Genomic DNA, 25,725 nt, shown 5'->3' on the forward strand with positions numbered 1-25,725 from the left:
GAGAATGTACCCACATTACAACAGGAAATGTGTTGCTTAAATTGATATATTAACAATGTGACATTGCAATTTATGCAACGTAAAAATGTGGAGTCTGTCTCATGGATTTACGTGACCTGAAAACCTTCCTGCATCTGGCGGAGAGCCGCCATTTTGGCCGCAGTGCGCGCGCCATGCACGTCAGTCCCTCCACGCTTTCAAGGCAGATCCAGCGTCTGGAAGAAGATCTTGGCCAGGCGCTATTTGTTCGCGATAACCGCACCGTTACGCTCACCGAAGCGGGTGAAGAGTTGCGGGCATTTGCTCATCAAACTTTATTGCAGTATCAGCAACTGCGCCACGCCATCGATCAGAAAGGACCGTCGCTGTCAGGCGAGTTACATATCTTCTGCTCGGTCACGGCAGCCTACAGCCATCTGCCACCGATTCTCGATCGCTTCCGCGCCGCGCATCCTTCGGTAGAAATTAAGCTCACCACCGGTGACGCTGCCGATGCGATGGAAAAAGTGGTGACAGGGGAAGCCGATCTGGCGATTGCCGGTAAACCGGAAACACTGCCTGGCGCAGTGGCATTTTCGATGCTGGAGAATCTGGCGGTGGTGTTGATTGCCCCGGCGCTGCCTTGCCCTGTTCGCAGCCAGGTCTCTGTGGATAACCCTGACTGGGCTACGGTGCCGTTTATCATGGCGGATCAAGGTCCTGTCCGCCGCCGCATTGAACTCTGGTTTCGTCGCCATAAAATCAGTAACCCTTCGATTTATGCGACAGTAGGCGGCCATGAAGCGATGGTCTCCATGGTGGCACTCGGCTGTGGCGTGGCGCTCATCCCTGAGGTGGTGCTGGAAAATAGCCCCGAACCCGTACGCAACCGAGTCATGATTCTGGAGCGCAGCGATGAAAAAACCCCCTTCGAACTGGGCGTTTGCGCACCGAAAAAGCGGCTACATGAGCCTCTGATTAATGCATTCTGGGAAATTGTTCAGGCTAAATAAGGAGAAAATGATGCGTATCCAGGTCCTGTTGTTAACCGTAGCCATTGCGGCATGTTGCACTGCCCAGGCTAAACCAAAGGGCGTTACCGTACAGGATGTAAAACATCTGGCGCTGAAACAGTGCCTGGTGACGAATTACCAGGCCCGAACGCCAGAAGGCACGCAATCAGCCTCCTCGAAGGATGCATCATTCCTTGTCGAGAGCTACGCATTAAGCAATGCTGGTGTCTGGGACGAATTTCAGAAATTCGTCGCTAAAGAGACGAAAAATTTTGATCAGCTAACGATGTCGTTACACCCCGACCATGCTCAGACCGCCAATAACGTGCTGGCGCAATGCATGAAATTTTATGAATCGGACAAGCTGGATAAGTATGTACGAGGGACAGTGATGAAGTGACACAAGGGGTGCCCCTTCTCACTTATCCTTGTAGTTATAAATCATCGGGATCGATCTGTTTCATCGTTTCCACAGTTATCAGCCACTGATACAGCGGTTCCAGTTGACGAAACCCTTCGGCCAGCAGATTCACCAACCCGGCGTGGAACAGCTTTTCCACGTCGTTATCGATCGCCATCACCGCGAATGTTTTGCACTGATACCAGTTGGCAATCGCCGGATCGAGATCTTTCACAAGCGGCCGCTTGTAACGCTCAGCCTCCAGCGCAAACGGCGGCTGGCAGCATTCATCGGCAATCTCCAGAAACTGTGCCGGACGCTGCTTCAACGTATGGCGAAAAAGGTCCATCGTTGATTTGCTGGCGCTGTAATACCCCAGGCCATAGCGCAGGGTGTCCGGGCTGATCTCAAAAAAGTAAGCCGGCGCGTCCGTCCAGTTCTTTGCCGGGCGTTTGAAGGTCAGCCACATCCGGCTGCGATAAAGGGATTTATCGTGAGAGAAACGGGTATCGCGATGAATGCGCGACAAGGTCTTACCAATCGCGGAGCGTGTTTCCAGCAGCGGATCAATTTCCAGCATCGTGGGAGCCAGGTCGTCCACCAGCGCACGAAAAGGGGTAAGGATACTGCGGTCATAGATAAAACGATGCTCTTCAAACCAGGTCTTGTCGTTTTCGATGCGGACTTGCTGGAGGAAGTCGAGCCCTTCCTGAGCAAAGCCCTGAAAGCGTCCTGCCATGTGCTTCACCTGTTTTAGCGGAAATGTTCTGCTGCATTATGCCGCCGCGCTCGCCAGACAAACAAGGCACGAAATATCGTGCCTTGTTTTGTAAGAACCTGACGCTAGCCCGCAAGGAAGAAGCGAAATGCCGGGTTGTTGGTCTCATCATGGCAATCGTAGCCAAGCTCATTGAGGCGGGTTTCAAAATCCGGCTCATGGTCGCCCAGTTCGAACGCCGCCAGCACGCGACCGTAGTCAGTACCGTGGCTACGGTAGTGGAACAGCGAGATATTCCAGTGAGTACCAAGCGTGTGCAAGAATTTCAGAAGCGCACCGGGTGATTCCGGGAACTCGAAGCTGAAAAGTCGCTCGGTAAGCGGTTTCGAGGGACGACCTCCGACCATATAGCGCACATGCAGCTTCGCCATTTCGTCATCGGAAAGGTCCACCACGCTGTAACCGCCTTCGTTCAACAGTTGCAGGATCTCTTTGCGCTCTTCCAGCCCGCGGCTTAAGCGCACGCCCACGAAAATACAGGCATCTTTCGCATCGGCAAAACGGTAGTTAAATTCCGTGACGGAACGGCCGCCCAATAGCTGACAGAATTTCAGGAAGCTACCTTTCTCTTCCGGAATGGTGACGGCCAGCAGCGCTTCGCGCTGTTCACCCAGCTCACAGCGTTCAGAAACGTAACGCAGACCGTGGAAATTCACGTTGGCACCCGACAGGACATGCGCCAGACGCTCGCCACGGATCTTGTGCTGAGCGACATACTTCTTCATCCCTGCCAGCGCCAGGGCGCCAGAGGGTTCAGCCACCGCACGCACGTCCTCGAACAGGTCTTTCATGGCCGCGCAGATGGCGTCGCTGTCGACGGTAATGATGTCGTCAAGATATTCACGGCACAGACGGAACGTCTCATCGCCAATACGTTTAACGGCAACCCCTTCGGCAAAGAGACCTACTCGTGGCAGGTCGACCGGATGCCCTGCATCCAGCGCCGCTTTCAGGCAGGCGGAATCTTCAGCTTCCACAGCGATGACTTTGATTTGCGGCATCAGTTGCTTAATCAGTACGGCTACCCCAGACGCCAGACCGCCGCCGCCGACGGGTACGAAAACGCGGTCAATGTGGGCATCCTGTTGCAGCAGTTCCAGCGCCAGCGTGCCCTGACCGGCAATCACCATCGGATGATCAAATGGCGGCACCCAGGTAAAACCCTGTTGCTGAGAGAGTTCAAGTGCTTTGGCTTTTGCCTCATCGAAGTTCGAACCATGCAACAGCACTTCCCCGCCAAAACCGCGCACCGCATCCACTTTGATTTCCGCAGTTGCAGTCGGCATCACGATCAACGCTTTGACACCAAGTCGGGCAGAAGAGTAGGCCACGCCCTGCGCATGGTTGCCTGCCGATGCGGTAATCACGCCACGGGCTTTCTGCTCGGCGGTTAAACCCGCCATCATGGCGTAAGCGCCACGGAGCTTAAAGCTGTGCACCGGCTGACGGTCTTCACGCTTCACCAGCACAATGTTGTCGAGGCGCGAAGAGAGTTTTTCCATTTTCTGCAGGGGGGTAACCTGCACCGCCTCATAGACCGGTGCACGCAGCACCGCCCTGAGATACTCGGCCCCCTCAGGGGAGCCGGATAGGGGTTGTGAATCAGCCATAATTAGCCACCCAGTTTTGATTTATCGCGCACCGCGCCTTTATCTGCGCTGGTGGCGAGGCTGGCATATGCACGCAACGCGAAGGAAACCTGACGTTCGCGAGATTTCGGCGTCCAGGCCTGAGCGCCACGGGCTTCCTGCGCTTCACGACGTGCCGCAATTTCGGCATCGCTCAGTTGCAGTTGGATACCCCGGTTCGGGATGTCGATGGCGATCATGTCGCCATCTTCAATAATGGCAATATTGCCACCGCTCGCCGCTTCCGGAGAAACGTGGCCAATGGAGAGGCCAGATGTACCGCCGGAGAAACGGCCGTCAGTGACCAGCGCACAGGCTTTACCCAGGCCCATCGACTTAAGGAACGTCGTCGGGTACAGCATCTCCTGCATGCCCGGCCCACCTTTTGGCCCCTCGTAACGGATAACAACAACATCACCCGCCACAACCTTACCACCGAGGATCGCTTCTACCGCATCATCCTGGCTTTCATAGACTTTTGCCGGGCCGGTGAATTTCAGGATGCTGTCATCCACGCCTGCGGTTTTTACGATGCAGCCGTTTTCAGCGAAGTTACCGTACAGTACGGCCAGACCACCGTCTTTGCTGTAGGCATGCTCCAGAGAACGGATACAACCCTCAGCGCGATCATCATCCAGCGAGTCCCAGCGGCAATCCTGCGAGAAAGCCTGAGTCGTACGGATACCAGCAGGACCGGCACGGAACATTTTTTTCACCGCCTCGTCCTGCGTTACCGTGATGTCGTACTGCTCCAGCGTCTGCGGCAGGGTCAAACCGAGTACGTTTTTCACGTCGCGGTTCAACAGACCTGCGCGATCCAGCTCACCGAGGATCCCCAGTACGCCACCGGCACGATGCACATCTTCCATATGGTATTTCTGCGTGCTCGGCGCCACCTTACACAGCTGCGGCACTTTGCGGGAGAGCTTGTCGATATCACTCATGGTGAAATCGATTTCGGCTTCTTGCGCTGCCGCCAGCAGGTGCAGAACGGTATTGGTAGAGCCACCCATCGCGATATCCAGTGTCATGGCGTTCTCAAACGCCGCTTTGCTGGCGATATTGCGTGGCAGCGCGGAAGCATCATCCTGCTCGTAGTAGCGTTTGGTCAGTTCAACGATGCGCTGGCCTGCGGTAAGGAACAGCTCTTTACGATCGGCATGGGTCGCCAGCAGCGAGCCATTGCCCGGCTGAGAAAGACCCAACGCTTCGGTCAGGCAGTTCATTGAGTTAGCGGTAAACATACCGGAACAGGAGCCGCAGGTCGGACAGGCAGAGCGTTCAACCTGCTCGCTTTGCGAGTCGGATACTTTCGGATCCGCGCCCTGAATCATCGCATCAACCAGATCGAGCTTGATGATTTTGTCGGAAAGCTTGGTTTTACCAGCCTCCATTGGGCCACCGGAGACGAAGATCACCGGAATATTGAGGCGCAGTGACGCCATCAGCATCCCTGGGGTGATTTTGTCACAGTTGGAGATGCACACCATGGCATCCGCACAGTGGGCATTCACCATGTACTCAACGGAGTCCGCGATCAGTTCGCGTGATGGCAGTGAATAAAGCATGCCGCCGTGACCCATGGCGATACCGTCATCCACGGCAATGGTGTTGAACTCTTTTGCCACACCGCCGGAGGCTTCAATCTGCTCAGCAACCAGCTTACCGAGATCGCGCAGGTGCACGTGCCCCGGCACGAACTGGGTAAACGAGTTCACGACAGCAATGATCGGCTTACCGAAATCGGCGTCTGTCATCCCGGTTGCGCGCCACAGCGCGCGGGCGCCCGCCATATTGCGGCCATGAGTGGTGGTGGCGGAACGGTATTTAGGCATGCTTTATTTACTCCCAGTCTGTCTACAAAACAGGGCGGTGCGTGCCGCCCTGTCGTTTTGTTTATTGATTAACTTGATCCAACCAGCCCCATTTATCTTCGGTTTCACCGGTGAAGAGGCCAAAGAATGCTTGCTGAATACGTTTGGTGACCGGGCCACAGCGACCTTCGCCCACCTGGATGCCATCCACGCTACGAACCGGCGTGATTTCTGCCGCGGTGCCAGACATGAACACTTCATCGGCCAGGTACAGAGATTCGCGGGACAGGGTCTGCTCGCGAACTTCAATGCCGAGCTCTTTCGCCAGTTTGATGATCGCATCGCGGGTGATGCCCGGCAGAGCGGAAGAGGTAAACGGCGGAGTGAACAGCACACCATCTTTCACTTCGAACAGGTTTTCACCCGCACCTTCTGAAATATAGCCGTTCACGTCGAGCGCAATACCTTCCTGATAACCGTGACGACGTGCTTCGCTGCCAACCAGCAGAGAAGAAAGATAGTTACCACCGGCTTTTGCCGCAGTTGGGATGGTGTTCGGTGCAACGCGGTTCCAGGAGGAAACCATCGCGTCGATCCCCTGCTCCAGCGCTTCTGCGCCGAGGTATGCCCCCCAAGGGAAAGCTGCGATGATCACATCAGTGGTATAACCTTCCGGCGGGTTAACGCCCATACCTACGTCACCGACAAACACCAACGGACGAATATAGGCGCTGGTCAGGTTGTTTTTGCGAATCACCTGACGGCAGGCTTCCATCAGTTCATCAACACTTTGAGAAACCGGGAAGCGGTAAATTTTGGCTGAATCACGCAGACGCTGCATGTGCTCACGATGACGGAACACCACCGGCCCTTTGTGCGAGTCATAGCAACGGATACCTTCAAACACGGAAGTACCGTAATGCAGGGCGTGGGACATTACATGAACCTTCGCTTCTCCCCACGGAACCATCTCGCCATTGAACCAAATGTAATCAGCTTTTTTCGTCGTCATTTTAATTCCTTTGCGCTCAGGCGCGGATCTGTTGTGATGATGTTGTACATTGCTGGATATCAACCCGGGCGACATCGACCAGTTTGCTTAGCTGGCTAAACAGTAATTCGACGGGGCGCGGACTGGCAACGGTCAATTCAATATTTATATTCTGCGCGTCGGTGGCCGCTTCCATGTTCATTGAGCAAACCTGAAAGCCACGGTGGCGCACCACACGTAATACACGTTCTAACGTTTCCGGGTTGAAGCGGGCCTGCACGGCGACCTGATGTTGCATCATGATAATTTCTCCAGCATTTCTGCATTACTGGCACCTGGTGGTACCAACGGCCAGACATTCTCAAGCTCGTCGATTGAGACATGAAGCAGGTAAGGCCCCTCGCAGGACAGCATGGTGTCGAGTGCCGCTTCAACCTGGTCTTTACGGGTGATGTGCTGGCCGGGAATGCCGAAGGCGCTGGCCAGAACGAGGAAATCGGGGTTATCAGTAAGCGTTGTTTCGCTATAACGTTCGTTGAAGAATAACTGCTGCCACTGGCGAACCATCCCTAAACGCTGATTGTCCAGTAACACGATTTTCAGCGGTAACTGCTTGCGTTTTACGGTGCCGAGCTCCTGAACATTCATCATGAAGGAGCCGTCACCGGAGATACAGATTACCGTATCATTCGGGCGAGCCACCTGCGCCCCAACGGCGGCTGGCAGGCCAAAACCCATTGTGCCCAAGCCGCTGGAGGTGATGAAGTTCTCCGGACGAGTGTAAGTCATGTGCTGAGCGGACCACATCTGGTGCTGACCCACATCGGTGGTGACCACGCTGTTGGCAGGTTTGCGATCTGACAGTTGTTTTAACAATAACGGTGCGTAAATCGCGTCACCCGGATGATCATAACGCCAGGCGAACTCTGTACGCATATCGGCATTAAATTGACGCCATTCGTTAATCTCTAAATTCTGTTGCAGTGCGGGCAGCAGCGCATTCAAATCGCCTTGCAGGCTGACATGGGCCTGACGCAATTTGTTCATTTCAGCCGGGTCGATATCCATATGAATCACTTTTGCATGCGGGGCAAAGGTGTTCAGTTTGCCGGTTACACGATCGTCAAAGCGTGCGCCCACGGCGATGAGCAGATCGCACTCCTGCACCGCCAGATTTGCGGCTTTGGTGCCGTGCATCCCCAGCATGCCGAGATACCATGGATAACTATCTTCAACCGCACCAAGGCCTTTCAGTGTGCAGGTTACTGGCATCCGGGTGGCGGAGAGAAACGCACGCAGCGCCGGAACCGCCTGCGCCATGCCTACACCGCCGCCAACATACAGCATCGGTTTTTTGGACTGAGCCAGCATCTGGTACGCCTGTGCCATTTCTTCATGCGGGAAGGAGAACTCGTCTTCGACGGTGGAGAAATGCGGTTCCAGATCACCGGAGGCTAACTGGATATCTTTAGGGATATCAACAAGAACCGGGCCAGGGCGGCCTGAGTTTGCCACCTGGAAAGCTTCGGCAATAACGCGCGGCAGCTCTTCCAGGGACTGCACCAGAAAACTATGTTTAGTGCAGGCCAACGACAAACCGAGAACGTCCACTTCCTGGAAGGCATCGGTACCAATGAACGGTGCCGCAACCTGGCCGGTGATGGCAACCACAGGAACGGAATCCAGCAGCGCATCTGCCAGCCCCGTGATCAGGTTGGTTGCACCCGGACCAGACGTGGCGATACAAACACCGGTTTTCCCCGTGGAGCGCGCATAACCGATCGCCGCCATTGCCGCACCCTGCTCGTGCCGACACAACAGATGTTCCACGCCGCCGTCATACAATGCATCGTAAACCGGCATAATTGCGCCACCCGGATACCCAAAGACCGTATCAACCTGCTGTGCCCGCAACGCATGTACTACCCATTGTGCGCCATTCATAGTTAGTTCCCCGCCGTAAATCGGGAGAAACAGAATTTTGTGCTACTACTCATTCTCTGCTCCTCGCTTATGTTTTTAGGTCATAAAAAAACCCCCGGACCTTTCGGTGCGGGGGTCTTAGTTCGTTAAGGCTTGATTTTTAAGCCTTTCCTCGTCCAAGTGCAGCCCCGCACGGTGGGATAATAATCACCACCACGCTAATCACAATCAGGCTAATCACTCGTAGAAGGGCTGTCATTTTCTGTACTTTCTGGCTTCATGTTCGAAGGAATGCCTAAAGAGTTATCACAGATATAAGACATGACACAAGAAATTTTTATGACGCGTTTTTTCTTTAGCAAAACAATCTCAATGAAAATCTTTGTTTTTTATAAAGAAAAACTTAAATGAAATAATTTCATTTTTTTCAACGGCAAAAGGGCTTTGGGACATCAGCTTGTAACATGCGAGGAGCGTTCCAGAAAAAAATAGATCGTCCGCAATCGTCCAAAAAGTGTGGAAGCCTGCACGCAAACCTTCCTTTTTTCAGGAAGCCAACGTCCATTTACGCCGCATACTTACCTTTCACAAGGAGGTGTTATGACGTTGTCGGTTATTTACACACGCGCAGCGCTGGGGGTTTGTGCACCGTTAATCACCGTTGAGGTGCATATCAGCAACGGTCTTCCCGGCCTGACAATGGTCGGTTTACCGGAAACAACGGTGAAGGAAGCGCGGGACCGTGTACGTAGCGCAATCATCAATAGCGGCTACGAATTTCCCGCGAAAAAGATCACTATCAACCTGGCGCCGGCGGATCTTCCCAAAGAGGGAGGGCGATATGATTTACCTATCGCGATTGCGCTTCTCGCGGCTTCTGAGCAATTGCAGAATATCCAACTTCATCGGTTTGAGTTCGTGGGTGAATTGGCCCTTACAGGGGCGTTACGTGGCGTTCCCGGGGCAATATCAAGTGCCATGGAGGCAATCAAGGCGGGCAGATCCATTATTGTCGCGGCAGAGAACGAGGCCGAGGTGAGCCTTACGGGAACGCAAGATTGTTATATTGCCGAGCATCTGCAGGCTGTATGCGCCTTTCTTGAAGGCAAACATGAGCTATCTCCCCCCTCTGCCCATTTTATCAGCGATAACCAGGATACAGCGCAACACGACCTAAGCGATATCATCGGCCAGGATCAAGGCAAACGCGCGCTGGAGATTACCGCTGCTGGCGGACATAACTTATTGTTGATCGGTCCACCGGGGACAGGTAAAACCATGCTCGCCAGCAGGCTTGGTGCATTGTTGCCGCCCCTGAGCAACCAGGAGGCATTGGAAAGCGCGGCAATTCTGAGTCTGGTAAATACCTCCGGATTGATACGTCAATGGCGGCAGAGACCTTTTCGCGCACCGCATCATAGTGCCTCACTTACGGCCATGGTTGGCTGTGGCGCAATACCGGGGCCAGGAGAGATCTCGCTGGCCCATAACGGCGTGTTGTTTCTTGATGAACTTCCCGAATTTGAGCGTCGGGTGCTGGACGCGTTGCGTGAACCCATCGAGTCAGGGCAGATTCATATTTCCCGTACGCGGGCAAAAGTAACTTATCCTGCCCGTTTTCAACTTATTGCCGCCATGAATCCCAGCCCGACAGGGCACTACCAAGGGAACCACAACCGCAGCACACCGGAGCAGACACTGCGCTACCTTGGGCGCTTATCCGGGCCATTTCTTGACCGCTTCGACCTATCGCTTGAGATCCCGCTTCTGCCGCCCGGCATGCTGAGTCATAGCCAACATGACAGCGAAAAAAGTAGCGTTGTTCGTGCACGGGTTATCGCAGCACATGAGCGGCAGTACCAACGGCAAGGGAAACTCAATGCGTTACTGGAAAATAGCGAGATGAGGGATTTTTGCGTGCTCACGCAAACGGATGGACAGTGGCTGGAAGAAACACTGGTTCGGCTTGGCCTTTCAGTACGAGCCTGGCAACGTTTATTGAAAGTAGGAAGAACCATCGCCGATCTGGAAGGCGCAGAAAGTATACAGCGCGAGCATCTACAGGAAGCGCTCAGCTATCGTGCCATCGACAGGCTACTCATCCATTTGCAGAAAATGTTGGGATAAAAAAAGGGGCCGTAGCCCCTGTTTTTAATCGTCAGATTCCGTGTAGTCCTCATTCCCTTCCATCTGCGGTTTGCCACCGGACAGGGTATGAAAACGCTTTGGACGCTTAATGCGTGACATATACTTAGACCAGACGCGTTCTGCTTCGGTATCTGGCTCGCGCTCGCCGCGACATACAGCGACGAAACGGATTTCTTCTTCTGTGGTCGGTTCACGCTTCCCGAGATCCAGCTCGTTGAAAGCATAACCGTGACGCTCAAGCAGCTGAGCTTCTTTGATGGTGAAATCACCATGACGGGAAAACCCGCGCGGATAATGTTTGTTATCAAAAAAACGATTAGTCGTCGTAAAGCTTTCCGCCATCCTGCACGCTCCTAATTCTTTGGCCGAGCTATTTATGGCGCGGAGTATTAGTTACGCTTGACAGAGTGTAAAACAAAACATTTAAATCATTACGACAAATAATTTTGCGGAGAAACCTGTGGATACGGAATTGCTAAAAACTTTCCTGGAAGTCAGCCGAACTCGCCACTTTGGGCGCGCAGCTGAAGCACTCTATTTAACCCAGTCAGCGGTGAGCTTTCGTATTCGTCAGTTAGAAAACCAGCTTGGCGTGAACCTTTTCACTCGCCATCGCAACAATATCCGCCTGACAGCGGCCGGAGAAAAACTCCTCCCCTATGCCGAAACTCTGATGAATACCTGGCAGGCGGCACGCAAAGAAGTAGCTCATACATCGCGACACAATCAATTTTCTATCGGCGCAAGTGCATCGCTATGGGAATGCATGCTTAGCAACTGGCTTGGGAGGTTGTATCAGCTCGAGGAAAGCCTGCAATTTGAAGCACGAATTGCACAGCGACAATCGCTGGTCAAACAGTTACATGAGCGTCAGCTTGATCTCTTGATCACAACAGAAACGCCCAAAATGGACGAATTTAGCAGCCAGTTGTTAGGTCACTTTACGCTTGGCCTCTATTGCTCGACGCCCGAAAAAACGAAGTCACAGCTAAATTATTTACGCCTGGAATGGGGGCCGGATTTTCAGCAACATGAGTCGGAATTGATTGGCAGCGACGATGTACCAACGCTAACCACCAGTTCTGCTGAGGTCGCTCATCAGCAACTGACACTATTAAATGGATGCGCGTGGTTACCCGTATCCTGGGCGCAGCAAAGGGATGGCCTGCATGTTGTGGCTGATAGCACGACGTTATCCCGACCGCTTTACGCTATCTGGCTACAGAATAGCGATAAGCAAAACCAGATCCGCGAGCTATTGAAAATACAGGTAATTGAGTAAAGTCAACGCATCCGCTATGGATGCGTTTGAATTGCTTTGTCAGAAAAAAAGCAAAAAAAAATCCTTTGCCTAAGCAAAGGATTTTTTCTTTTTCTGGCAGGGGCGGAGAGACTCGAACTCCCAACACCCGGTTTTGGAGACCGGTGCTCTACCAATTGAACTACGCCCCTAAATAGGGTGGCGGAACGGACGGGACTCGAACCCGCGACCCCCTGCGTGACAGGCAGGTATTCTAACCGACTGAACTACCGCTCCACCGAATACTTCTGTAACCACCGGATTAATGCACCGGCTTACTTCTTAATTTGATGCCTGGCAGTTCCCTACTCTCACATGGGGAGACCCCACACTACCATCGGCGCTACGGCGTTTCACTTCTGAGTTCGGCATGGGGTCAGGTGGGACCACCGCGCTAAAGCCGCCAGGCAAATTCTGTTACCGGAAACGAATCTTTTTCACTGTGGCTGCGTTGGCTGCATTCACAAAGTCAGTCACATACTCATGTATGCTCCTTCCTTTCCTTCATTTGCCGCCTTGCCTCAGCGTAAAATCTTTCGTTCCCGAAAATCTGTATCTAAGCTGAAAATTCTCTCAATCCGCCAAAACATCTTCGGCGTTGTAAGGTTAAGCCTCACGGTTCATTAGTACCGGTTAGCTCAACGCATCGCTGCGCTTACACACCCGGCCTATCAACGTCGTCGTCTTCAACGTTCCTTTAGTGTCCTTAAAGGACAAGGGAGAACTCATCTCGGGGCAAGTTTCGTGCTTAGATGCTTTCAGCACTTATCTCTTCCGCATGTAGCTACCGGGCAGTGCCATTGGCATGACAACCCGAACACCAGTGATGCGTCCACTCCGGTCCTCTCGTACTAGGAGCAGCCCCCCTCAATTCTCCAGCGCCCACGGCAGATAGGGACCGAACTGTCTCACGACGTTCTAAACCCAGCTCGCGTACCACTTTAAATGGCGAACAGCCATACCCTTGGGACCTACTTCAGCCCCAGGATGTGATGAGCCGACATCGAGGTGCCAAACACCGCCGTCGATATGAACTCTTGGGCGGTATCAGCCTGTTATCCCCGGAGTACCTTTTATCCGTTGAGCGATGGCCCTTCCATTCAGAACCACCGGATCACTATGACCTGCTTTCGCACCTGCTCGCGCCGTCACGCTCGCAGTCAAGCTGGCTTATGCCATTGCACTAACCTCCTGATGTCCGACCAGGATTAGCCAACCTTCGTGCTCCTCCGTTACTCTTTGGGAGGAGACCGCCCCAGTCAAACTACCCACCAGACACTGTCCGCAACCCGGATCACGGGTCCACGTTAGAACATCAAACATTAAAGGGTGGTATTTCAAGGTTGGCTCCACGCAGACTGGCGTCCACGCTTCAAAGCCTCCCACCTATCCTACACATCAAGGCTCAATGTTCAGTGTCAAGCTATAGTAAAGGTTCACGGGGTCTTTCCGTCTTGCCGCGGGTACACTGCATCTTCACAGCGAGTTCAATTTCACTGAGTCTCGGGTGGAGACAGCCTGGCCATCATTACGCCATTCGTGCAGGTCGGAACTTACCCGACAAGGAATTTCGCTACCTTAGGACCGTTATAGTTACGGCCGCCGTTTACCGGGGCTTCGATCAAGAGCTTCTCCTTACGGATAACCCCATCAATTAACCTTCCGGCACCGGGCAGGCGTCACACCGTATACGTCCACTTTCGTGTTTGCACAGTGCTGTGTTTTTAATAAACAGTTGCAGCCAGCTGGTATCTTCGACTGATTTCAGCTCCACCCGCAGGGGCTTCACCTACATATCAGCGTGCCTTCTCCCGAAGTTACGGCACCATTTTGCCTAGTTCCTTCACCCGAGTTCTCTCAAGCGCCTTGGTATTCTCTACCTGACCACCTGTGTCGGTTTGGGGTACGATTTGATGTTACCTGATGCTTAGAGGCTTTTCCTGGAAGCAGGGCATTTGTTACTTCATCACCGTAGTGACTCGTCATCACACCTCAGCCTTGATTATCCGGATTTGCCTGGATAACCAGCCTACATGCTTAAACCGGGACAACCGTCGCCCGGCTAACATAGCCTTCTCCGTCCCCCCTTCGCAGTAACACCAAGTACAGGAATATTAACCTGTTTCCCATCGACTACGCCTTTCGGCCTCGCCTTAGGGGTCGACTCACCCTGCCCCGATTAACGTTGGACAGGAACCCTTGGTCTTCCGGCGAGCGGGCTTTTCACCCGCTTTATCGTTACTTATGTCAGCATTCGCACTTCTGATACCTCCAGCATGCCTCACAGCACACCTTCGCAGGCTTACAGAACGCTCCCCTACCCAACAACACTTAGTGTCGCTGCCGCAGCTTCGGTGCATGGTTTAGCCCCGTTACATCTTCCGCGCAGGCCGACTCGACCAGTGAGCTATTACGCTTTCTTTAAATGATGGCTGCTTCTAAGCCAACATCCTGGCTGTCTGTGCCTTCCCACATCGTTTCCCACTTAACCATGACTTTGGGACCTTAGCTGGCGGTCTGGGTTGTTTCCCTCTTCACGACGGACGTTAGCACCCGCCGTGTGTCTCCCGTGATAACATTCTCCGGTATTCGTAGTTTGCATCGGGTTGGTAAGCCGGGATGGCCCCCTAGCCGAAACAGTGCTCTACCCCCGGAGATGAATTCACGAGGCGCTACCTAAATAGCTTTCGGGGAGAACCAGCTATCTCCCGGTTTGATTGGCCTTTCACCCCCAGCCACAAGTCATCCGCTAATTTTTCAACATTAGTCGGTTCGGTCCTCCAGTTAGTGTTACCCAACCTTCAACCTGCCCATGGCTAGATCACCGGGTTTCGGGTCTATACCCTGCAACTTAACGCCCAGTTAAGACTCGGTTTCCCTTCGGCTCCCCTATTCGGTTAACCTTGCTACAGAATATAAGTCGCTGACCCATTATACAAAAGGTACGCAGTCACCCCATTAAGAGGCTCCCACTGCTTGTACGTACACGGTTTCAGGTTCTTTTTCACTCCCCTCGCCGGGGTTCTTTTCGCCTTTCCCTCACGGTACTGGTTCACTATCGGTCAGTCAGGAGTATTTAGCCTTGGAGGATGGTCCCCCCATATTCAGACAGGATACCACGTGTCCCGCCCTACTCATCGAGCTCACAACCTGTGTGCTTTCGTGTACGGGGCTGTCACCCTGTATCGCGCGACTTTCCAGACGCTTCCACTAACACACAAGCTGATTCAGGCTCTGGGCTGCTCCCCGTTCGCTCGCCGCTACTGGGGGAATCTCGGTTGATTTCTTTTCCTCGGGGTACTTAGATGTTTCAGTTCCCCCGGTTCGCCTCGTTTGACTATGTATTCATCAAACGATAGTGCAACGGATTGCACTGGGTTTCCCCATTCGGACATCGCCGGGTCAAAGGTTCATATCACCTCGCCGGCGCTTTTCGCAGATTAGCACGTCCTTCATCGCCTCTGACTGCCAGGGCATCCACCGTGTACGCTTAGTCGCTTAACCTCACAACCCGAAGATGTTTCGTAAAACATCATCGTGTCGCGAAAATTTGAGAGACTCGAACACACTTTCGTGTGTCGTTTCAATTTTCAGCTTGATCCAGATTTTTAAAGAGCAAAACTTCGCAGTGCACCTTTTCAGGTTCACTCTGAAGTTTTCTTGTGTTCGCAGTAAAAGATGGTGGAGCTATGCGGGATCGAACCGCAGACCTCCTGCGTGCAAAGCAGGCGCTCTCCCAGCTGAGCTATAGCCCCATCGTAGTTAAATCTCACCAACCTTAATTACTGTTGAGGCAAGGCGTGGTGACACGAAGCATACTTAATGTATGTGAGTGTCGCCGCAACGCAGCATCAGCAGGAATTTGGTAGGCCTGAGTGGACTTGAACCACCGACCTCACCCTTATCAGGGGTGCGCTCTAACCACCTGAGCTACAAGCCTGCAGAGATTTCTTACTGCTCTATTTCATCAGACAATCTGTGTGGACACTACAAAGGCAGGTTCTTTCAGGTAAGGAGGTGATCCAACCGCAGGTTCCCCTACGGTTACCTTGTTACGACTTCACCCCAGTCATGAATCACAAAGTGGTAAGCGCCCTCCCGAAGGTTAAGCTACCTACTTCTTTTGCAACCCACTCCCATGGTGTGACGGGCGGTGTGTACAAGGCCCGGGAACGTATTCACCGTGGCATTCTGATCCACGATTACTAGCGATTCCGACTTCATGGAGTCGAGTTGCAGACTCCAATCCGGACTACGACATACTTTATGAGGTCCGCTTACTCTCGCGAGGTCGCTTCTCTTTGTATATGCCATTGTAGCACGTGTGTAGCCCTGGTCGTAAGGGCCATGATGACTTGACGTCATCCCCACCTTCCTCCAGTTTATCACTGGCAGTCTCCTTTGAGTTCCCGGCCGGACCGCTGGCAACAAAGGATAAGGGTTGCGCTCGTTGCGGGACTTAACCCAACATTTCACAACACGAGCTGACGACAGCCATGCAGCACCTGTCTCACGGTTCCCGAAGGCACTAAGGCATCTCTGCCAAATTCCGTGGATGTCAAGACCAGGTAAGGTTCTTCGCGTTGCATCGAATTAAACCACATGCTCCACCGCTTGTGCGGGCCCCCGTCAATTCATTTGAGTTTTAACCTTGCGGCCGTACTCCCCAGGCGGTCGACTTAACGCGTTAGCTCCGGAAGCCACGCCTCAAGGGCACAACCTCCAAGTCGACATCGTTTACGGCGTGGACTACCAGGGTATCTAATCCTGTTTGCTCCCCACGCTTTCGCACCTGAGCGTCAGTCTTTGTCCAGGGGGCCGCCTTCGCCACCGGTATTCCTCCAGATCTCTACGCATTTCACCGCTACACCTGGAATTCTACCCCCCTCTACAAGACTCAAGCCTGCCAGTTTCGAATGCAGTTCCCAGGTTGAGCCCGGGGATTTCACATCCGACTTGACAGACCGCCTGCGTGCGCTTTACGCCCAGTAATTCCGATTAACGCTTGCACCCTCCGTATTACCGCGGCTGCTGGCACGGAGTTAGCCGGTGCTTCTTCTGCGGGTAACGTCAATCAACACGGTTATTAACCGTATTGCCTTCCTCCCCGCTGAAAGTGCTTTACAACCCGAAGGCCTTCTTCACACACGCGGCATGGCTGCATCAGGCTTGCGCCCATTGTGCAATATTCCCCACTGCTGCCTCCCGTAGGAGTCTGGACCGTGTCTCAGTTCCAGTGTGGCTGGTCATCCTCTCAGACCAGCTAGGGATCGTCGCCTTGGTGAGCCATTACCTCACCAACAAGCTAATCCCATCTGGGCACATCCGATGGCAAGAGGCCCGAAGGTCCCCCTCTTTGGTCTTGCGACATTATGCGGTATTAGCTACCGTTTCCAGTAGTTATCCCCCTCCATCGGGCAGTTTCCCAGACATTACTCACCCGTCCGCCACTCGTCACCCGAGAGCAAGCTCTCTGTGCTACCGTTCGACTTGCATGTGTTAGGCCTGCCGCCAGCGTTCAATCTGAGCCATGATCAAACTCTTCAATTTAAAAGTTTGATGCTCGTAGAATTAAACTTCGTAATGAATTACGTGTTCACTCTATGAGACTTGGTATTCATTTAGTGTCCGAAGACATTAAGAATCCATGTCACTTTGAGTGCCCACACAGATTGTCTGATAAATTGTTAAAGAGCAGTGCCGCTTCGTTTTTCGCTGCGGCGCGGGGTGTGCATATTACGCTTTCCCGCTGCAGAGTCAAGTGTTTATTTTCACTTTTCTCTGCGGAATTCTCACCGGCATTCGCCTGAGAACCCTGCTGACCCGGCGGCTTGCTTGCCGTTGTTCCGTGTCAGTGGAGGCGCATTATAGGGAGTTCTCAGGAAGTGACAAGCCCTAATTTTAAAAAACTTTTCAACCGTCTCTTTTTTGCTCAAAAGGCCATTAAAGCGCGAGTTTTTCGAGCGTCCCGAAGCCATAGCGCTGTAAGACGGGCAATAAAAGAACAGTTTCTGGTGTGACGGCCATGCAATACGCCAGATTTGCATCTGCTGATTTAGCCTCAGGCGCCTCATGCTCAAGCAACCAGGCCGTACGACGCGCTATAGCCGCACCCGAATCCACCAGCCGCGTTCCCTCCGGAAGCACCTGCAACAGCTCATGCTGCAATAAAGGGAAATGCGTACATCCAAGCACCACGGTATCCGGCGGCTCAGGCATCCGCAGCCACGGGCGTAAAATGCGTTTGAGTTCATCCAACGGAACGGGCTTACCGTGCAGCTTCGCTTCCGCAAGCTCAACCATCTCCGCTGAACCCAGCAATTCAATTTTGCATTCGTTAGCGAAGCGCTTAATGAGTTCGTGGGTATAAGGACGCTTTACGGTTGCACGTGTGGCCAGTAATCCCACCACACCATTCGCCGTTAAGCGTGCAGCGGGTTTGATCGCGGGAACCACCCCAACAACCGGGAAAGCGAATTTCTCACGTAGCGCAGGTAACGAAACGGTGCTGGCGGTATTACAGGCAATGACGGCAAGCGCCAGGGGATATTGAGCCTGAACGGCAGTGACGATTTCGACAACACGTTCGACAATGAACTCTTCGCTCTTTTCACCATAAGGAAAGGCGACATTATCGAACGCGTAAATGTAATGCAGGTCCGGCAGGAGATGCCGGACCTCATCATAAACAGATAACCCACCTACGCCAGAATCAAACACCAGCACGGTGGGCCGCAGTTTAGAAGGTGTAGCTGCCAGACAAGGTGTATTCTCGTCCTGCAGTTTGGTAGCCATAAGCTGTCTCGTAATCTTTATCGAACAGGTTAGCTATTTTACCACGAACTGTCAGATGTGAGGTCATCGGATATGACAATCCAATGTCCCAGACGCTTACACCGCCCAGCTTAACGGTATGGGAAGTATAAGTAGTTGCGTCATAGGCGTTGTCATAGCGTTGCCCCAGGTATTGATACGCCACATTCCAGCCAAGGTCATAAATCTGCCCGGTCAGTTCGTACTTAACCTGCTGCTTCGCACGGCGAGCAAGCACCTTATTGGTTTCGTCATCACGCGGATCGATATATTGCAGCGTCAAATGGTGATCGACAGGACCTGTCGTCACGTTTCCGGTCCACTCCAGACCTTTGATCGTTGCCGATTTTACGTTGTAATAAGCGCTGTTATCGTAATCAATCAGGTTATTGATTTCATAGCGATACGTAGACAGACGCCAGTCCAGCGGCCCCGTCAGGCCTTCAAGCCCTGCTTCCCATTGCTTCGACTCTTCCGGTTTAAGATTCGGGTTGGAAGCAATGCCAAACCGCTCCGCGCCAAACTGCTGCCCAAGCGATGGCGCCAGGAATCCGGTCCCGTAAGAAAGCGTCACACGGTAATCATCAACGAACTCCCAACCCGCTGCTGTCTGCCAGGTACCATGCCAGCCGAACTGTTCGTCATGGTCTTCACGCCCGGACGCTTCCAGGGTTACTTTGTCTATTTGCTGCTGGCCGGTCAAATAGAGCCCGGTGGTGTCACGCTTATAGATATCCGTACTGGATGTGCCGCTGGATTGCAGTTTCTCTTGTTTCCAGTCAACGCCACCGCTAACGGAACCATGTCCCACCTCGACGTTGTTACCCCACTGGATGTAACGCTGTTCCATATTGTCCAGGCTTGCGCTCGCAGCATAGCGACCATCCTGCGCATTGTAATTATAATTTTTAAGGTGCTGATAATTGGCAATCAGCTGAGATGAGTAGATGCCGGAATGATAATTGAGGCCTGTATCCCATGATTGGGTATAGTTCTGGCTTTCATCGCCACCACCTGCGTAACCACCACTGCCCTGGTCATAGTCAGTATTGGAGCTGTAGCCATAGCCACGGAAGAAACCTGAGACGCTATCGTTAAACTTATGCTGAACACCGCCCCAGAACAGTTTATTGCGATAGCCGTCGCGATCGCTGTCATCCGCGTAGGTTGAGTCCGGCTGAACGTTGAAACCTTTGGTCGTCTGATACGCACCAGCAGCAGTGACCATCGTATCGCCAAAGCGTTGATTTATCGCGCCGTCATAGTTCTGGTAACCGTTGGTCCCCATCCCTGCGTTAATCTGCGCGCGCTCATCGTCACTCATCGTAATGATGTTAACCACGCCGCCGATGGCACCGGATCCATAAACCGCAGAGCGTGGCCCACGGATGTATTCAATACGTTGTACCAGCGAGACCGGGATCTGACCAATATCGATTGCATTGCCAATACCGGCACGCGCCATCGGTACACCGTCAATCAGCACCAGTACATGACGCGCTTCGGTACCGCGAACAAAAAGAGAGGAGCTCTGCCCTATTCCACCGTACTGGGCAATGTCCACCCCCGGCAGACGACGCATCACATCGTTAAGATCTTTTGACTGCCAGCGTTGAATATCTTCACGCGTCACCACATCGGTGGGCGCCAGTACGGTATTCACCGGTTGTTGAAAACGGTTTGCTGTTACCACCAGAGTGTCCGGGTTGCCATCCTGCGCCCAGCCGGAAAAAGCTGTGACGGAGAGCGCCGTCAGCAGCGAAGCTTTTTTAATCATTGTGAGAGCATCCACAAAATAATAAGGATGCCGCAGGTGTCATCAATAGCTCGCGATGATGGCACCAAATGCGACGTAATTCCGGCAGGTCTTCGGGCTAGGAGGTACAACAAGATGATGACTTCCCACATATATATGCAGTGTCTGCTTTCGCTATCATCCCACACATCCTTACCGCTGCGCGTCAGCTCCAGATTTACACTGGATTCCCTTTTAACTCACAGGACCGGAACAGGGATGCTACATTCAGAAACATATAGATGTCCAGACTGCTATGCCGGGAAGCGAAAAAACATCCGGGACTGGACATCCCCTGAGCAATCCCTACAATCCCCGCGTTATTCTTAATCATTCAGGAAACACAATGACACCCGAACACCTGCCAACAGAACAGTACGAAGCCCAGTTGGCTGAGAAAGTCGTACGTCTGCAAGCCATGATGACGCCTTTTTCCGCGCCCGTTCCGGAGGTGTTCCGCTCACCGGTCAACCATTACCGCATGCGCGCCGAATTCCGTATCTGGCACGACGGTGACGATCTCTACCACATTATCTTTGATCAACAGACGAAAAGCCGAATCCGTGTCGATAGCTTCCCGGCGGCAAGCGAGCTGATTAATCAGTTAATGAAAGAGCTGATGGAAGGCCTGCGCGGCAATAAGGTGCTGCGCCACAAGCTATTCCAGATTGATTACCTGACTACCATGAGCAACCAGGCCGTTGTCTCCCTGCTGTATCACAAAAAGCTGGATGACGAATGGCGTGAAGAGGCTACGCGTCTGCGTGATGCTTTACGTGCTAAAAACCTGAATGTGCATCTGATCGGGCGCGCCACCAAAACTAAAATCGAGCTGGATCAGGATCATATCGACGAACGTCTGCCGGTCGCCGGGAAAGAGATGATTTATCGCCAGGTTGAAAACAGCTTCACACAACCTAACGCGGCGATGAATATTCAGATGCTGGAGTGGGCGCTGGGCGCGACGAAAGATTCAACGGGCGATCTGCTGGAGCTCTACTGCGGCAACGGCAATTTCTCCCTGGCACTTGCACGTAATTTTGACCGCGTTCTGGCCACAGAAATCGCCAAGCCTTCGGTTGCGGCCGCGCAATACAATATCGCAGCGAATCATATCGATAACGTGCAAATCATTCGTATGTCGGCAGAAGAGTTTACCCAGGCAATGAACGGTGTACGTGACTTCAACCGCTTGCAGGGTATCGATTTGAAAGGCTATCAGTGCGAGACGATTTTTGTCGATCCGCCGCGCAGCGGACTGGACGTCGAGACAGAAAAGATGGTGCAGGCCTATCCGCGCATTCTTTATATCTCCTGTAACCCGCAGACGCTGTGTAAGAACCTGGAAACTCTGAGCCAGACGCACCGCGTTGAACGCCTTGCGCTGTTCGATCAGTTCCCTTACACGCACCATATGGAGTGCGGCGTATTGCTCACGGCGAAGTAAAAAAAAGCGCATCAGCTCAAGGGCCGGATGCGCTTTATTTATTTGGATTACAGTTCCGACTTACGGTTACGCATACGATAACCAATCCAGAAAACCAGGATCACGGACAATACCGCAGGCAGGAAATTAGAGCCGATAGCTGGATATTCCGCTCGTACCACGGTGCTGTAAAGTAACACGCCCAGAATAAAGCAAGCCGCTGCCAGCCCCGGTAACCCGACCGGCATTGTTCGGTTTTGATAACGCTGATGCAGGCAATACACCGTGAGCACCAGTGAGATAATCGGGAAAACGGAGAAAGGCACGATCGAGCTAAAAATCGCTGCAAATGCGCCGTTAATCGATAAGCCAGCGATCAGTGCCAGCAACAACGTACCTTTATCCTGGACAGATTGTTTCATTACTTATCCTTCACTCGTCGGTTTGATGCGCCATTTTTTCTTGTTCACGGCGATACCAGTAATACGCACCTTTGGAGATCATCCTCAGTTGCAATACCAGTCGCTCTTCTAATTGCCTGCGTTGCTCAACGCCGATATCCAGAGCTTCGGCACCCGCGCTGAAAACAATAGTGACCATTGCCTCGGCCTGCGCTTCGGTGAACGCACGCGGCATATGGTTTTCGAGTTCAAGATAATCGGCAAGTTCCGCAATAAAGTGCTGGATTTCACGTGCTACCGCAGCGCGGAATGCCGCTGAGGTGCCGGAACGTTCACGTAGCAGCAGACGAAATGCGTTCGGATTATTGCCGATAAATTCCATAAAGGTCGAAACGGACGTTCGAATAACGCTGCCGCCTTTTGCGATACGCTGTCGCGCCTGACGCATCAACTGGCGCAGCATTAAGCCGCTCTCATCGACCATAGTCAGGCCAAGCTCATCCACATCGCGGAAATGGCGATAAAAGGACGTCGGGGCGATGCCCGCTTCACGCGCAACTTCGCGCAAACTCAGGCTGGCAAAACTACGCTCAGCGCTAAGCTGGCTAAATGCCGCCTCCACCAGCGAACGCCGGGTTTTTTCTTTTTGTTGCGCTCTAACGCCCATCACGATGCTTGAATCCCTCCGCAGACCTGCTGGCACTATACCAGAGAATAAAACTAATCTGATTGTACTGGATTGTGAATGATTGTTTACGAGCTCTTTCTGCTTTGCTGCATGAAAAAAGCACAACGATAATTGGGTTATGCCGCTAACGATGTTACTATTATGTTGTTTTTATGTATAAGAACAGGTAAGCCCTCCCATGCCACATTCCTACGATTACGACGCAATAGTTATAGGCTCCGGTCCCGGCGGCGAAGGCGCTGCCATGGGGCTGGTTAAACAAGGTGCCCGGATAGCGGTGATTGAGCGCTATCACAACGTGGGCGGAGGATGTACCCACTGGGGAACCATCCCCTCGAAAGCCCTTCGCCACGCGGTCAGCCGTATTATCGAATTTAACCAAAACCCTTTATATAGCGACCACACCCGCCTTCTTCGTTCCTCTTTCGCCGATATTCTCAACCATGCGGATAGCGTGATTAACCAACAAACGCAGATGCGGCAAGGCTTTTATGAGCGTAATCGCTGCGAGATCTTGCAGGGTAACGCCCATTTTATTGACCCACACACAGTTTCGCTGGAGTGTCCGGACGGCTCAGTAGAAACCCTCACCGCCGAGAAGTTCGTGATAGCCTGTGGCTCCCGCCCCTATCGCCCGGCCGATGTGGACTTCTCTCATCCGCGCATTTACGACAGCGACTCGATTCTGAATATGCACCATGAACCTCGCCACGTAATTATCTACGGTGCGGGGGTGATCGGCTGCGAATATGCTTCGATCTTCCGGGGAATGAATGTCAAAGTTGATCTGATCAACACCCGCGATCGCCTGCTGGCTTTCCTCGATCAGGAAATGTCGGACTCCCTTTCCTACCACTTCTGGAACAGTGGCGTCGTTATCCGCCATAACGAAGAGTACGAGCAGATCGAGGGAATGGATGATGGTGTGATTATGCACCTGAAATCGGGCAAGAAAGTGAAAGCAGACTGCCTGCTCTATGCGAACGGACGCACCGGTAACACCGACAGTTTACAACTGGAAAATATTGGTCTGGATGCTGATGGTCGTGGTCAGTTGAAAGTCAACAGTATGTACCAGACAGCGTTGCCGCATATTTATGCGGTGGGTGATGTGATCGGTTATCCAAGCCTTGCCTCAGCAGCGTATGATCAGGGGCGTATTGCCGCACAGGCGATGGTGAAAGGCGAAGCGACAGCGCACCTGGTAGAAGACGTTCCAACCGGCATTTACACCATTCCGGAAATTAGCTCTGTGGGCAAAACCGAGCAGCAGCTAACGGCAATGAAAGTACCTTATGAAGTGGGCCGGGCACAGTTTAAGCATCTGGCGCGCGCGCAGATTGTGGGTATGAACGTTGGCACGCTGAAAATCCTGTTCCATCGCGAAACCAAAGAGATTTTAGGGATTCACTGCTTTGGGGAACGCGCGGCCGAAATCATTCATATCGGCCAGGCGATTATGGAGCAGAAAGGTGGCGGTAACACGATCGAATACTTTGTTAATACCACCTTTAACTACCCGACCATGGCGGAAGCCTATCGGGTAGCTGCGCTAAATGGCTTAAACCGCCTGTTTTAACGCACTGTCGAAATGGCCATCCATCGCACCACGGATGGCCTCTGCCAGCTGCTCATAGCGGCTACGCAGCGGTGAACCCGGACGATAGACCAGACCAATAGTACGACGCGGCTCCGGTTTAATACAGGGCAGATACACCACACCATCCCGCACACGCTCACGCGGTACAGCCAGCGCCGGTAGCAACGTAATACCGCTGCCCGCAGCCACCATATTACGCAGTGTCTCCAGACTGGTCGCCCGGAAGTGAGTGTCTTCATCTGCACCCGCTTCAAAGCAGAAGCCCATCGCCTGATCGCGCAGGCAGTGTCCATCTTCCAGCATCAGCAGCTTTTCACCCGCCAGATCGGACATCGGGACACGGTCGCGATTCGCCCAGGGGTGGTCCTGATAAATCGCCAACATCATGGGTTCGTCGAAAAGCGGCACCTCAATAAAGGCTTCACTCTCTTTCACCAACGCCAGGATTGCACAATCGAGCTTGCCGCTGTCCAGTTGCGCCAGAAGCTGATGCGTCTGCGCCTCATGCAGATACATTTCCAGTTTCGGGAATGTCTGATGCAGCATAGGGATAATATGCGGAAGCAGATAGGGTCCAACGGTAGGGATTAAGCCAATATGCAGCGGGCCGGACATCGTCTCCCCCTGCTGGCTTGCCATCTCCTTGAGCACTTTGACCTCACGCAGCACGGTACGTGCCTGATCCACCAGCAGCAAACCGGCCTGAGTGAACAAGACTTTGCGGCTGGTACGCTCCAGCAGCATAACGCCAAGCTCGTCTTCCAGTTTACGAATTTGCCCGCTCAGTGTTGGCTGGCTGACGTGGCAGGAATCCGCTGCGCGGCGAAAATGGCGGTGTTCGGCTAACGCCACCAGATATTCAAGATCACGAATATTCATTATTCATCCTCCGTCGCCACGATAGTTCATGGCGATAGATAGAATAGCAACGAACGATTATCCCTATCAAGCATTCTGTTCAATAATTAGCTCAAGAAACGCAGCGGGAGACATTACCCTTGATGCCACTGCAACGTTCTCTCTGAACA

20 protein-coding genes, 4 tRNA genes, 3 rRNA genes and 1 riboswitch are annotated in these 25,725 nt (G+C 52.9%); of the genes, 6 read left to right on the plus strand and 21 right to left on the minus strand.

All coding sequences use genetic code 11. From position 1 onward, the window contains the following. The first annotated feature begins 101 nt into the window (after window positions 1-101). Together ilvY and C5523_RS26230 are read left to right on the plus strand one after the other, a co-directional pair. A complete protein-coding gene (gene ilvY / locus C5523_RS26225; RefSeq protein WP_071195544.1) occupies window positions 102-992 on the plus strand; it encodes an HTH-type transcriptional activator IlvY in 891 nt (296 codons plus the stop codon). 10 nt (window positions 993-1,002) lie between these two features. Next, window positions 1,003-1,392: a hypothetical protein gene (locus C5523_RS26230; RefSeq protein ID WP_107223986.1), complete on the plus strand. Its 390-nt coding sequence runs from the start codon at window positions 1,003-1,005 to the stop codon at window positions 1,390-1,392. Between the two features lie 34 nt (window positions 1,393-1,426). Here C5523_RS26230 and C5523_RS26235 read toward each other — a convergent pair whose 3' ends face one another. The 8 genes from C5523_RS26235 to ilvL all read right to left on the minus strand — a co-directional run bounded on the left by C5523_RS26235 (window position 1,427) and on the right by ilvL (window position 8,785). After that, window positions 1,427-2,131: a DUF2461 domain-containing protein gene (locus C5523_RS26235; RefSeq protein WP_108702225.1), complete on the minus strand. Its 705-nt coding sequence runs from the start codon at window positions 2,129-2,131 to the stop codon at window positions 1,427-1,429. Between the two features lie 104 nt (window positions 2,132-2,235). Then, a complete protein-coding gene (gene ilvA, locus C5523_RS26240; RefSeq protein WP_039077000.1) occupies window positions 2,236-3,780 on the minus strand; it encodes a threonine ammonia-lyase, biosynthetic in 1,545 nt (514 codons plus the stop codon). Window positions 3,781-3,782: 2 nt separating this feature from the next. Continuing rightward, on the minus strand, window positions 3,783-5,633 hold the full coding sequence (gene ilvD / locus C5523_RS26245) for a dihydroxy-acid dehydratase (protein ID WP_071195542.1): 1,851 nt from the start codon (window positions 5,631-5,633) through the stop codon (window positions 3,783-3,785). A gap of 61 nt (window positions 5,634-5,694) precedes the next feature. Next, window positions 5,695-6,624 (minus strand): branched-chain amino acid transaminase, encoded by a 930-nt coding sequence (locus tag C5523_RS26250; RefSeq protein ID WP_039076998.1) that lies wholly within the window; start codon window positions 6,622-6,624, stop codon window positions 5,695-5,697. A gap of 16 nt (window positions 6,625-6,640) precedes the next feature. After that, a complete protein-coding gene (gene ilvM, locus C5523_RS26255; protein ID WP_039076997.1) occupies window positions 6,641-6,904 on the minus strand; it encodes an acetolactate synthase 2 small subunit in 264 nt (87 codons plus the stop codon). After that, window positions 6,901-8,547, minus strand: a complete 1,647-nt coding sequence (gene ilvG / locus C5523_RS26260) for an acetolactate synthase 2 catalytic subunit (RefSeq protein WP_071195540.1) — start codon at window positions 8,545-8,547, stop codon at window positions 6,901-6,903. Before ilvG ends, ilvM begins: the two co-directional genes overlap by 4 nt. A 2-nt stretch (window positions 8,548-8,549) precedes the next feature. After that, the gene (gene ilvX, locus C5523_RS28050; protein ID WP_206780280.1) at window positions 8,550-8,600 is read right to left on the minus strand and encodes a peptide IlvX; all 51 of its coding nucleotides are present in this window, start codon (window positions 8,598-8,600) and stop codon (window positions 8,550-8,552) included. An 86-nt stretch (window positions 8,601-8,686) separates the two neighbouring features. Continuing rightward, the gene (gene ilvL / locus C5523_RS26265) at window positions 8,687-8,785 is read right to left on the minus strand and encodes an ilv operon leader peptide (RefSeq protein WP_032229281.1); all 99 of its coding nucleotides are present in this window, start codon (window positions 8,783-8,785) and stop codon (window positions 8,687-8,689) included. Between the two features lie 341 nt (window positions 8,786-9,126). Here ilvL and C5523_RS26270 point away from each other — a divergent pair, with 341 nt between their 5' ends. Continuing rightward, the gene (locus C5523_RS26270) at window positions 9,127-10,653 is read left to right on the plus strand and encodes a YifB family Mg chelatase-like AAA ATPase (RefSeq protein WP_108702226.1); all 1,527 of its coding nucleotides are present in this window, start codon (window positions 9,127-9,129) and stop codon (window positions 10,651-10,653) included. 24 nt (window positions 10,654-10,677) lie between these two features. Here C5523_RS26270 and C5523_RS26275 read toward each other — a convergent pair whose 3' ends face one another. Then, on the minus strand, window positions 10,678-11,016 hold the full coding sequence (locus C5523_RS26275) for a DUF413 domain-containing protein (RefSeq protein WP_039076994.1): 339 nt from the start codon (window positions 11,014-11,016) through the stop codon (window positions 10,678-10,680). Between the two features lie 88 nt (window positions 11,017-11,104). Here C5523_RS26275 and hdfR point away from each other — a divergent pair, with 88 nt between their 5' ends. Further along, window positions 11,105-11,956, plus strand: coding sequence for an HTH-type transcriptional regulator HdfR (gene hdfR / locus C5523_RS26280; RefSeq protein ID WP_369944960.1), 852 nt, complete (start codon window positions 11,105-11,107; stop codon window positions 11,954-11,956). 94 nt (window positions 11,957-12,050) lie between these two features. Here hdfR and C5523_RS26285 read toward each other — a convergent pair. From C5523_RS26285 to btuB, 9 genes are all read right to left on the minus strand, one after another. Then, window positions 12,051-12,126, minus strand: a tRNA-Trp gene (locus C5523_RS26285). Between the two features lie 8 nt (window positions 12,127-12,134). Beyond that, window positions 12,135-12,211 (minus strand) — tRNA-Asp (locus tag C5523_RS26290). A 55-nt stretch (window positions 12,212-12,266) separates the two neighbouring features. Then, a 5S ribosomal RNA gene (gene rrf / locus C5523_RS26295) occupies window positions 12,267-12,382 on the minus strand. Window positions 12,383-12,576: 194 nt separating this feature from the next. Next, a 23S ribosomal RNA gene (locus C5523_RS26300) occupies window positions 12,577-15,478 on the minus strand. 175 nt (window positions 15,479-15,653) lie between these two features. Continuing rightward, window positions 15,654-15,729, minus strand: a tRNA-Ala gene (locus C5523_RS26305). Between the two features lie 108 nt (window positions 15,730-15,837). Further along, window positions 15,838-15,914 (minus strand) — tRNA-Ile (locus C5523_RS26310). Between the two features lie 70 nt (window positions 15,915-15,984). Then, window positions 15,985-17,524 (minus strand): 16S ribosomal RNA (locus tag C5523_RS26315). The 16S, 23S and 5S rRNA genes sit together here with 4 tRNA genes alongside, the layout of an rRNA operon. Before the next feature lie 393 nt (window positions 17,525-17,917). Next, a complete protein-coding gene (murI, locus tag C5523_RS26330; protein WP_072039696.1) occupies window positions 17,918-18,769 on the minus strand; it encodes a glutamate racemase in 852 nt (283 codons plus the stop codon). Continuing rightward, window positions 18,714-20,564 carry a TonB-dependent vitamin B12 receptor BtuB gene (gene btuB / locus C5523_RS26335; RefSeq protein WP_039077266.1) on the minus strand — a complete coding sequence of 617 codons (1,851 nt, stop codon included), beginning with the start codon at window positions 20,562-20,564 and terminating at the stop codon, window positions 18,714-18,716. The genes murI and btuB overlap by 56 nt, the downstream gene beginning before the upstream one ends. 65 nt (window positions 20,565-20,629) lie before the next feature. Next, window positions 20,630-20,810: riboswitch (cobalamin riboswitch) on the minus strand. Between the two features lie 118 nt (window positions 20,811-20,928). Here btuB and trmA point away from each other — a divergent pair. After that, window positions 20,929-22,029, plus strand: a complete 1,101-nt coding sequence (gene trmA / locus C5523_RS26340) for a tRNA (uridine(54)-C5)-methyltransferase TrmA (RefSeq protein WP_108702228.1) — start codon at window positions 20,929-20,931, stop codon at window positions 22,027-22,029. Between the two features lie 47 nt (window positions 22,030-22,076). Here trmA and C5523_RS26345 read toward each other — a convergent pair whose 3' ends face one another. Both C5523_RS26345 and fabR read right to left on the minus strand, forming a co-directional pair. Further along, the gene (locus C5523_RS26345) at window positions 22,077-22,430 is read right to left on the minus strand and encodes a YijD family membrane protein (protein WP_039077268.1); all 354 of its coding nucleotides are present in this window, start codon (window positions 22,428-22,430) and stop codon (window positions 22,077-22,079) included. Between the two features lie 10 nt (window positions 22,431-22,440). After that, window positions 22,441-23,079: an HTH-type transcriptional repressor FabR gene (gene fabR / locus C5523_RS26350; RefSeq protein ID WP_039077269.1), complete on the minus strand. Its 639-nt coding sequence runs from the start codon at window positions 23,077-23,079 to the stop codon at window positions 22,441-22,443. Window positions 23,080-23,275: 196 nt separating this feature from the next. On the opposite strand from fabR, the gene sthA reads away from it, so the two are divergent. After that, window positions 23,276-24,676, plus strand: a complete 1,401-nt coding sequence (sthA, locus tag C5523_RS26355) for a Si-specific NAD(P)(+) transhydrogenase (RefSeq protein ID WP_108702229.1) — start codon at window positions 23,276-23,278, stop codon at window positions 24,674-24,676. On the opposite strand, the gene oxyR is transcribed toward sthA, so the two are convergent. Next, window positions 24,659-25,576, minus strand: coding sequence for a DNA-binding transcriptional regulator OxyR (gene oxyR / locus C5523_RS26360; RefSeq protein WP_039077271.1), 918 nt, complete (start codon window positions 25,574-25,576; stop codon window positions 24,659-24,661). The genes sthA and oxyR overlap by 18 nt on opposite strands. Window positions 25,577-25,725: the final 149 nt, after the last annotated feature.

It is taken from the genome of Phytobacter sp. SCO41, assembly GCF_003073275.1.
Lineage (GTDB): Bacteria > Pseudomonadota > Gammaproteobacteria > Enterobacterales > Enterobacteriaceae > Phytobacter > Phytobacter diazotrophicus.

Bases quoted from the DNA above. Each gene is read 5' to 3' on its own strand.
- ilvY (WP_071195544.1), top strand. From the start codon at position 102: ATGGATTTACGTGACCTGAAAACCTTCCTGCATCTGGCGGAGAGCCGC.
- C5523_RS26230 (WP_107223986.1), top strand. From the start codon at position 1,003: ATGCGTATCCAGGTCCTGTTGTTAACCGTAGCCATTGCGGCATGTTGC.
- C5523_RS26235 (WP_108702225.1), bottom strand. From the start codon at position 2,131: ATGGCAGGACGCTTTCAGGGCTTTGCTCAGGAAGGGCTCGACTTCCTC.
- ilvA (WP_039077000.1), bottom strand. From the start codon at position 3,780: ATGGCTGATTCACAACCCCTATCCGGCTCCCCTGAGGGGGCCGAGTAT.
- ilvD (WP_071195542.1), bottom strand. From the start codon at position 5,633: ATGCCTAAATACCGTTCCGCCACCACCACTCATGGCCGCAATATGGCG.
- C5523_RS26250 (WP_039076998.1), bottom strand. From the start codon at position 6,624: ATGACGACGAAAAAAGCTGATTACATTTGGTTCAATGGCGAGATGGTT.
- ilvM (WP_039076997.1), bottom strand. From the start codon at position 6,904: ATGATGCAACATCAGGTCGCCGTGCAGGCCCGCTTCAACCCGGAAACG.
- ilvG (WP_071195540.1), bottom strand. From the start codon at position 8,547: ATGAATGGCGCACAATGGGTAGTACATGCGTTGCGGGCACAGCAGGTT.
- ilvL (WP_032229281.1), bottom strand. From the start codon at position 8,785: ATGACAGCCCTTCTACGAGTGATTAGCCTGATTGTGATTAGCGTGGTG.
- C5523_RS26270 (WP_108702226.1), top strand. From the start codon at position 9,127: ATGACGTTGTCGGTTATTTACACACGCGCAGCGCTGGGGGTTTGTGCA.
- C5523_RS26275 (WP_039076994.1), bottom strand. From the start codon at position 11,016: ATGGCGGAAAGCTTTACGACGACTAATCGTTTTTTTGATAACAAACAT.
- murI (WP_072039696.1), bottom strand. From the start codon at position 18,769: ATGGCTACCAAACTGCAGGACGAGAATACACCTTGTCTGGCAGCTACA.
- btuB (WP_039077266.1), bottom strand. From the start codon at position 20,564: ATGATTAAAAAAGCTTCGCTGCTGACGGCGCTCTCCGTCACAGCTTTT.
- trmA (WP_108702228.1), top strand. From the start codon at position 20,929: ATGACACCCGAACACCTGCCAACAGAACAGTACGAAGCCCAGTTGGCT.
- C5523_RS26345 (WP_039077268.1), bottom strand. From the start codon at position 22,430: ATGAAACAATCTGTCCAGGATAAAGGTACGTTGTTGCTGGCACTGATC.
- sthA (WP_108702229.1), top strand. From the start codon at position 23,276: ATGCCACATTCCTACGATTACGACGCAATAGTTATAGGCTCCGGTCCC.
- oxyR (WP_039077271.1), bottom strand. From the start codon at position 25,576: ATGAATATTCGTGATCTTGAATATCTGGTGGCGTTAGCCGAACACCGC.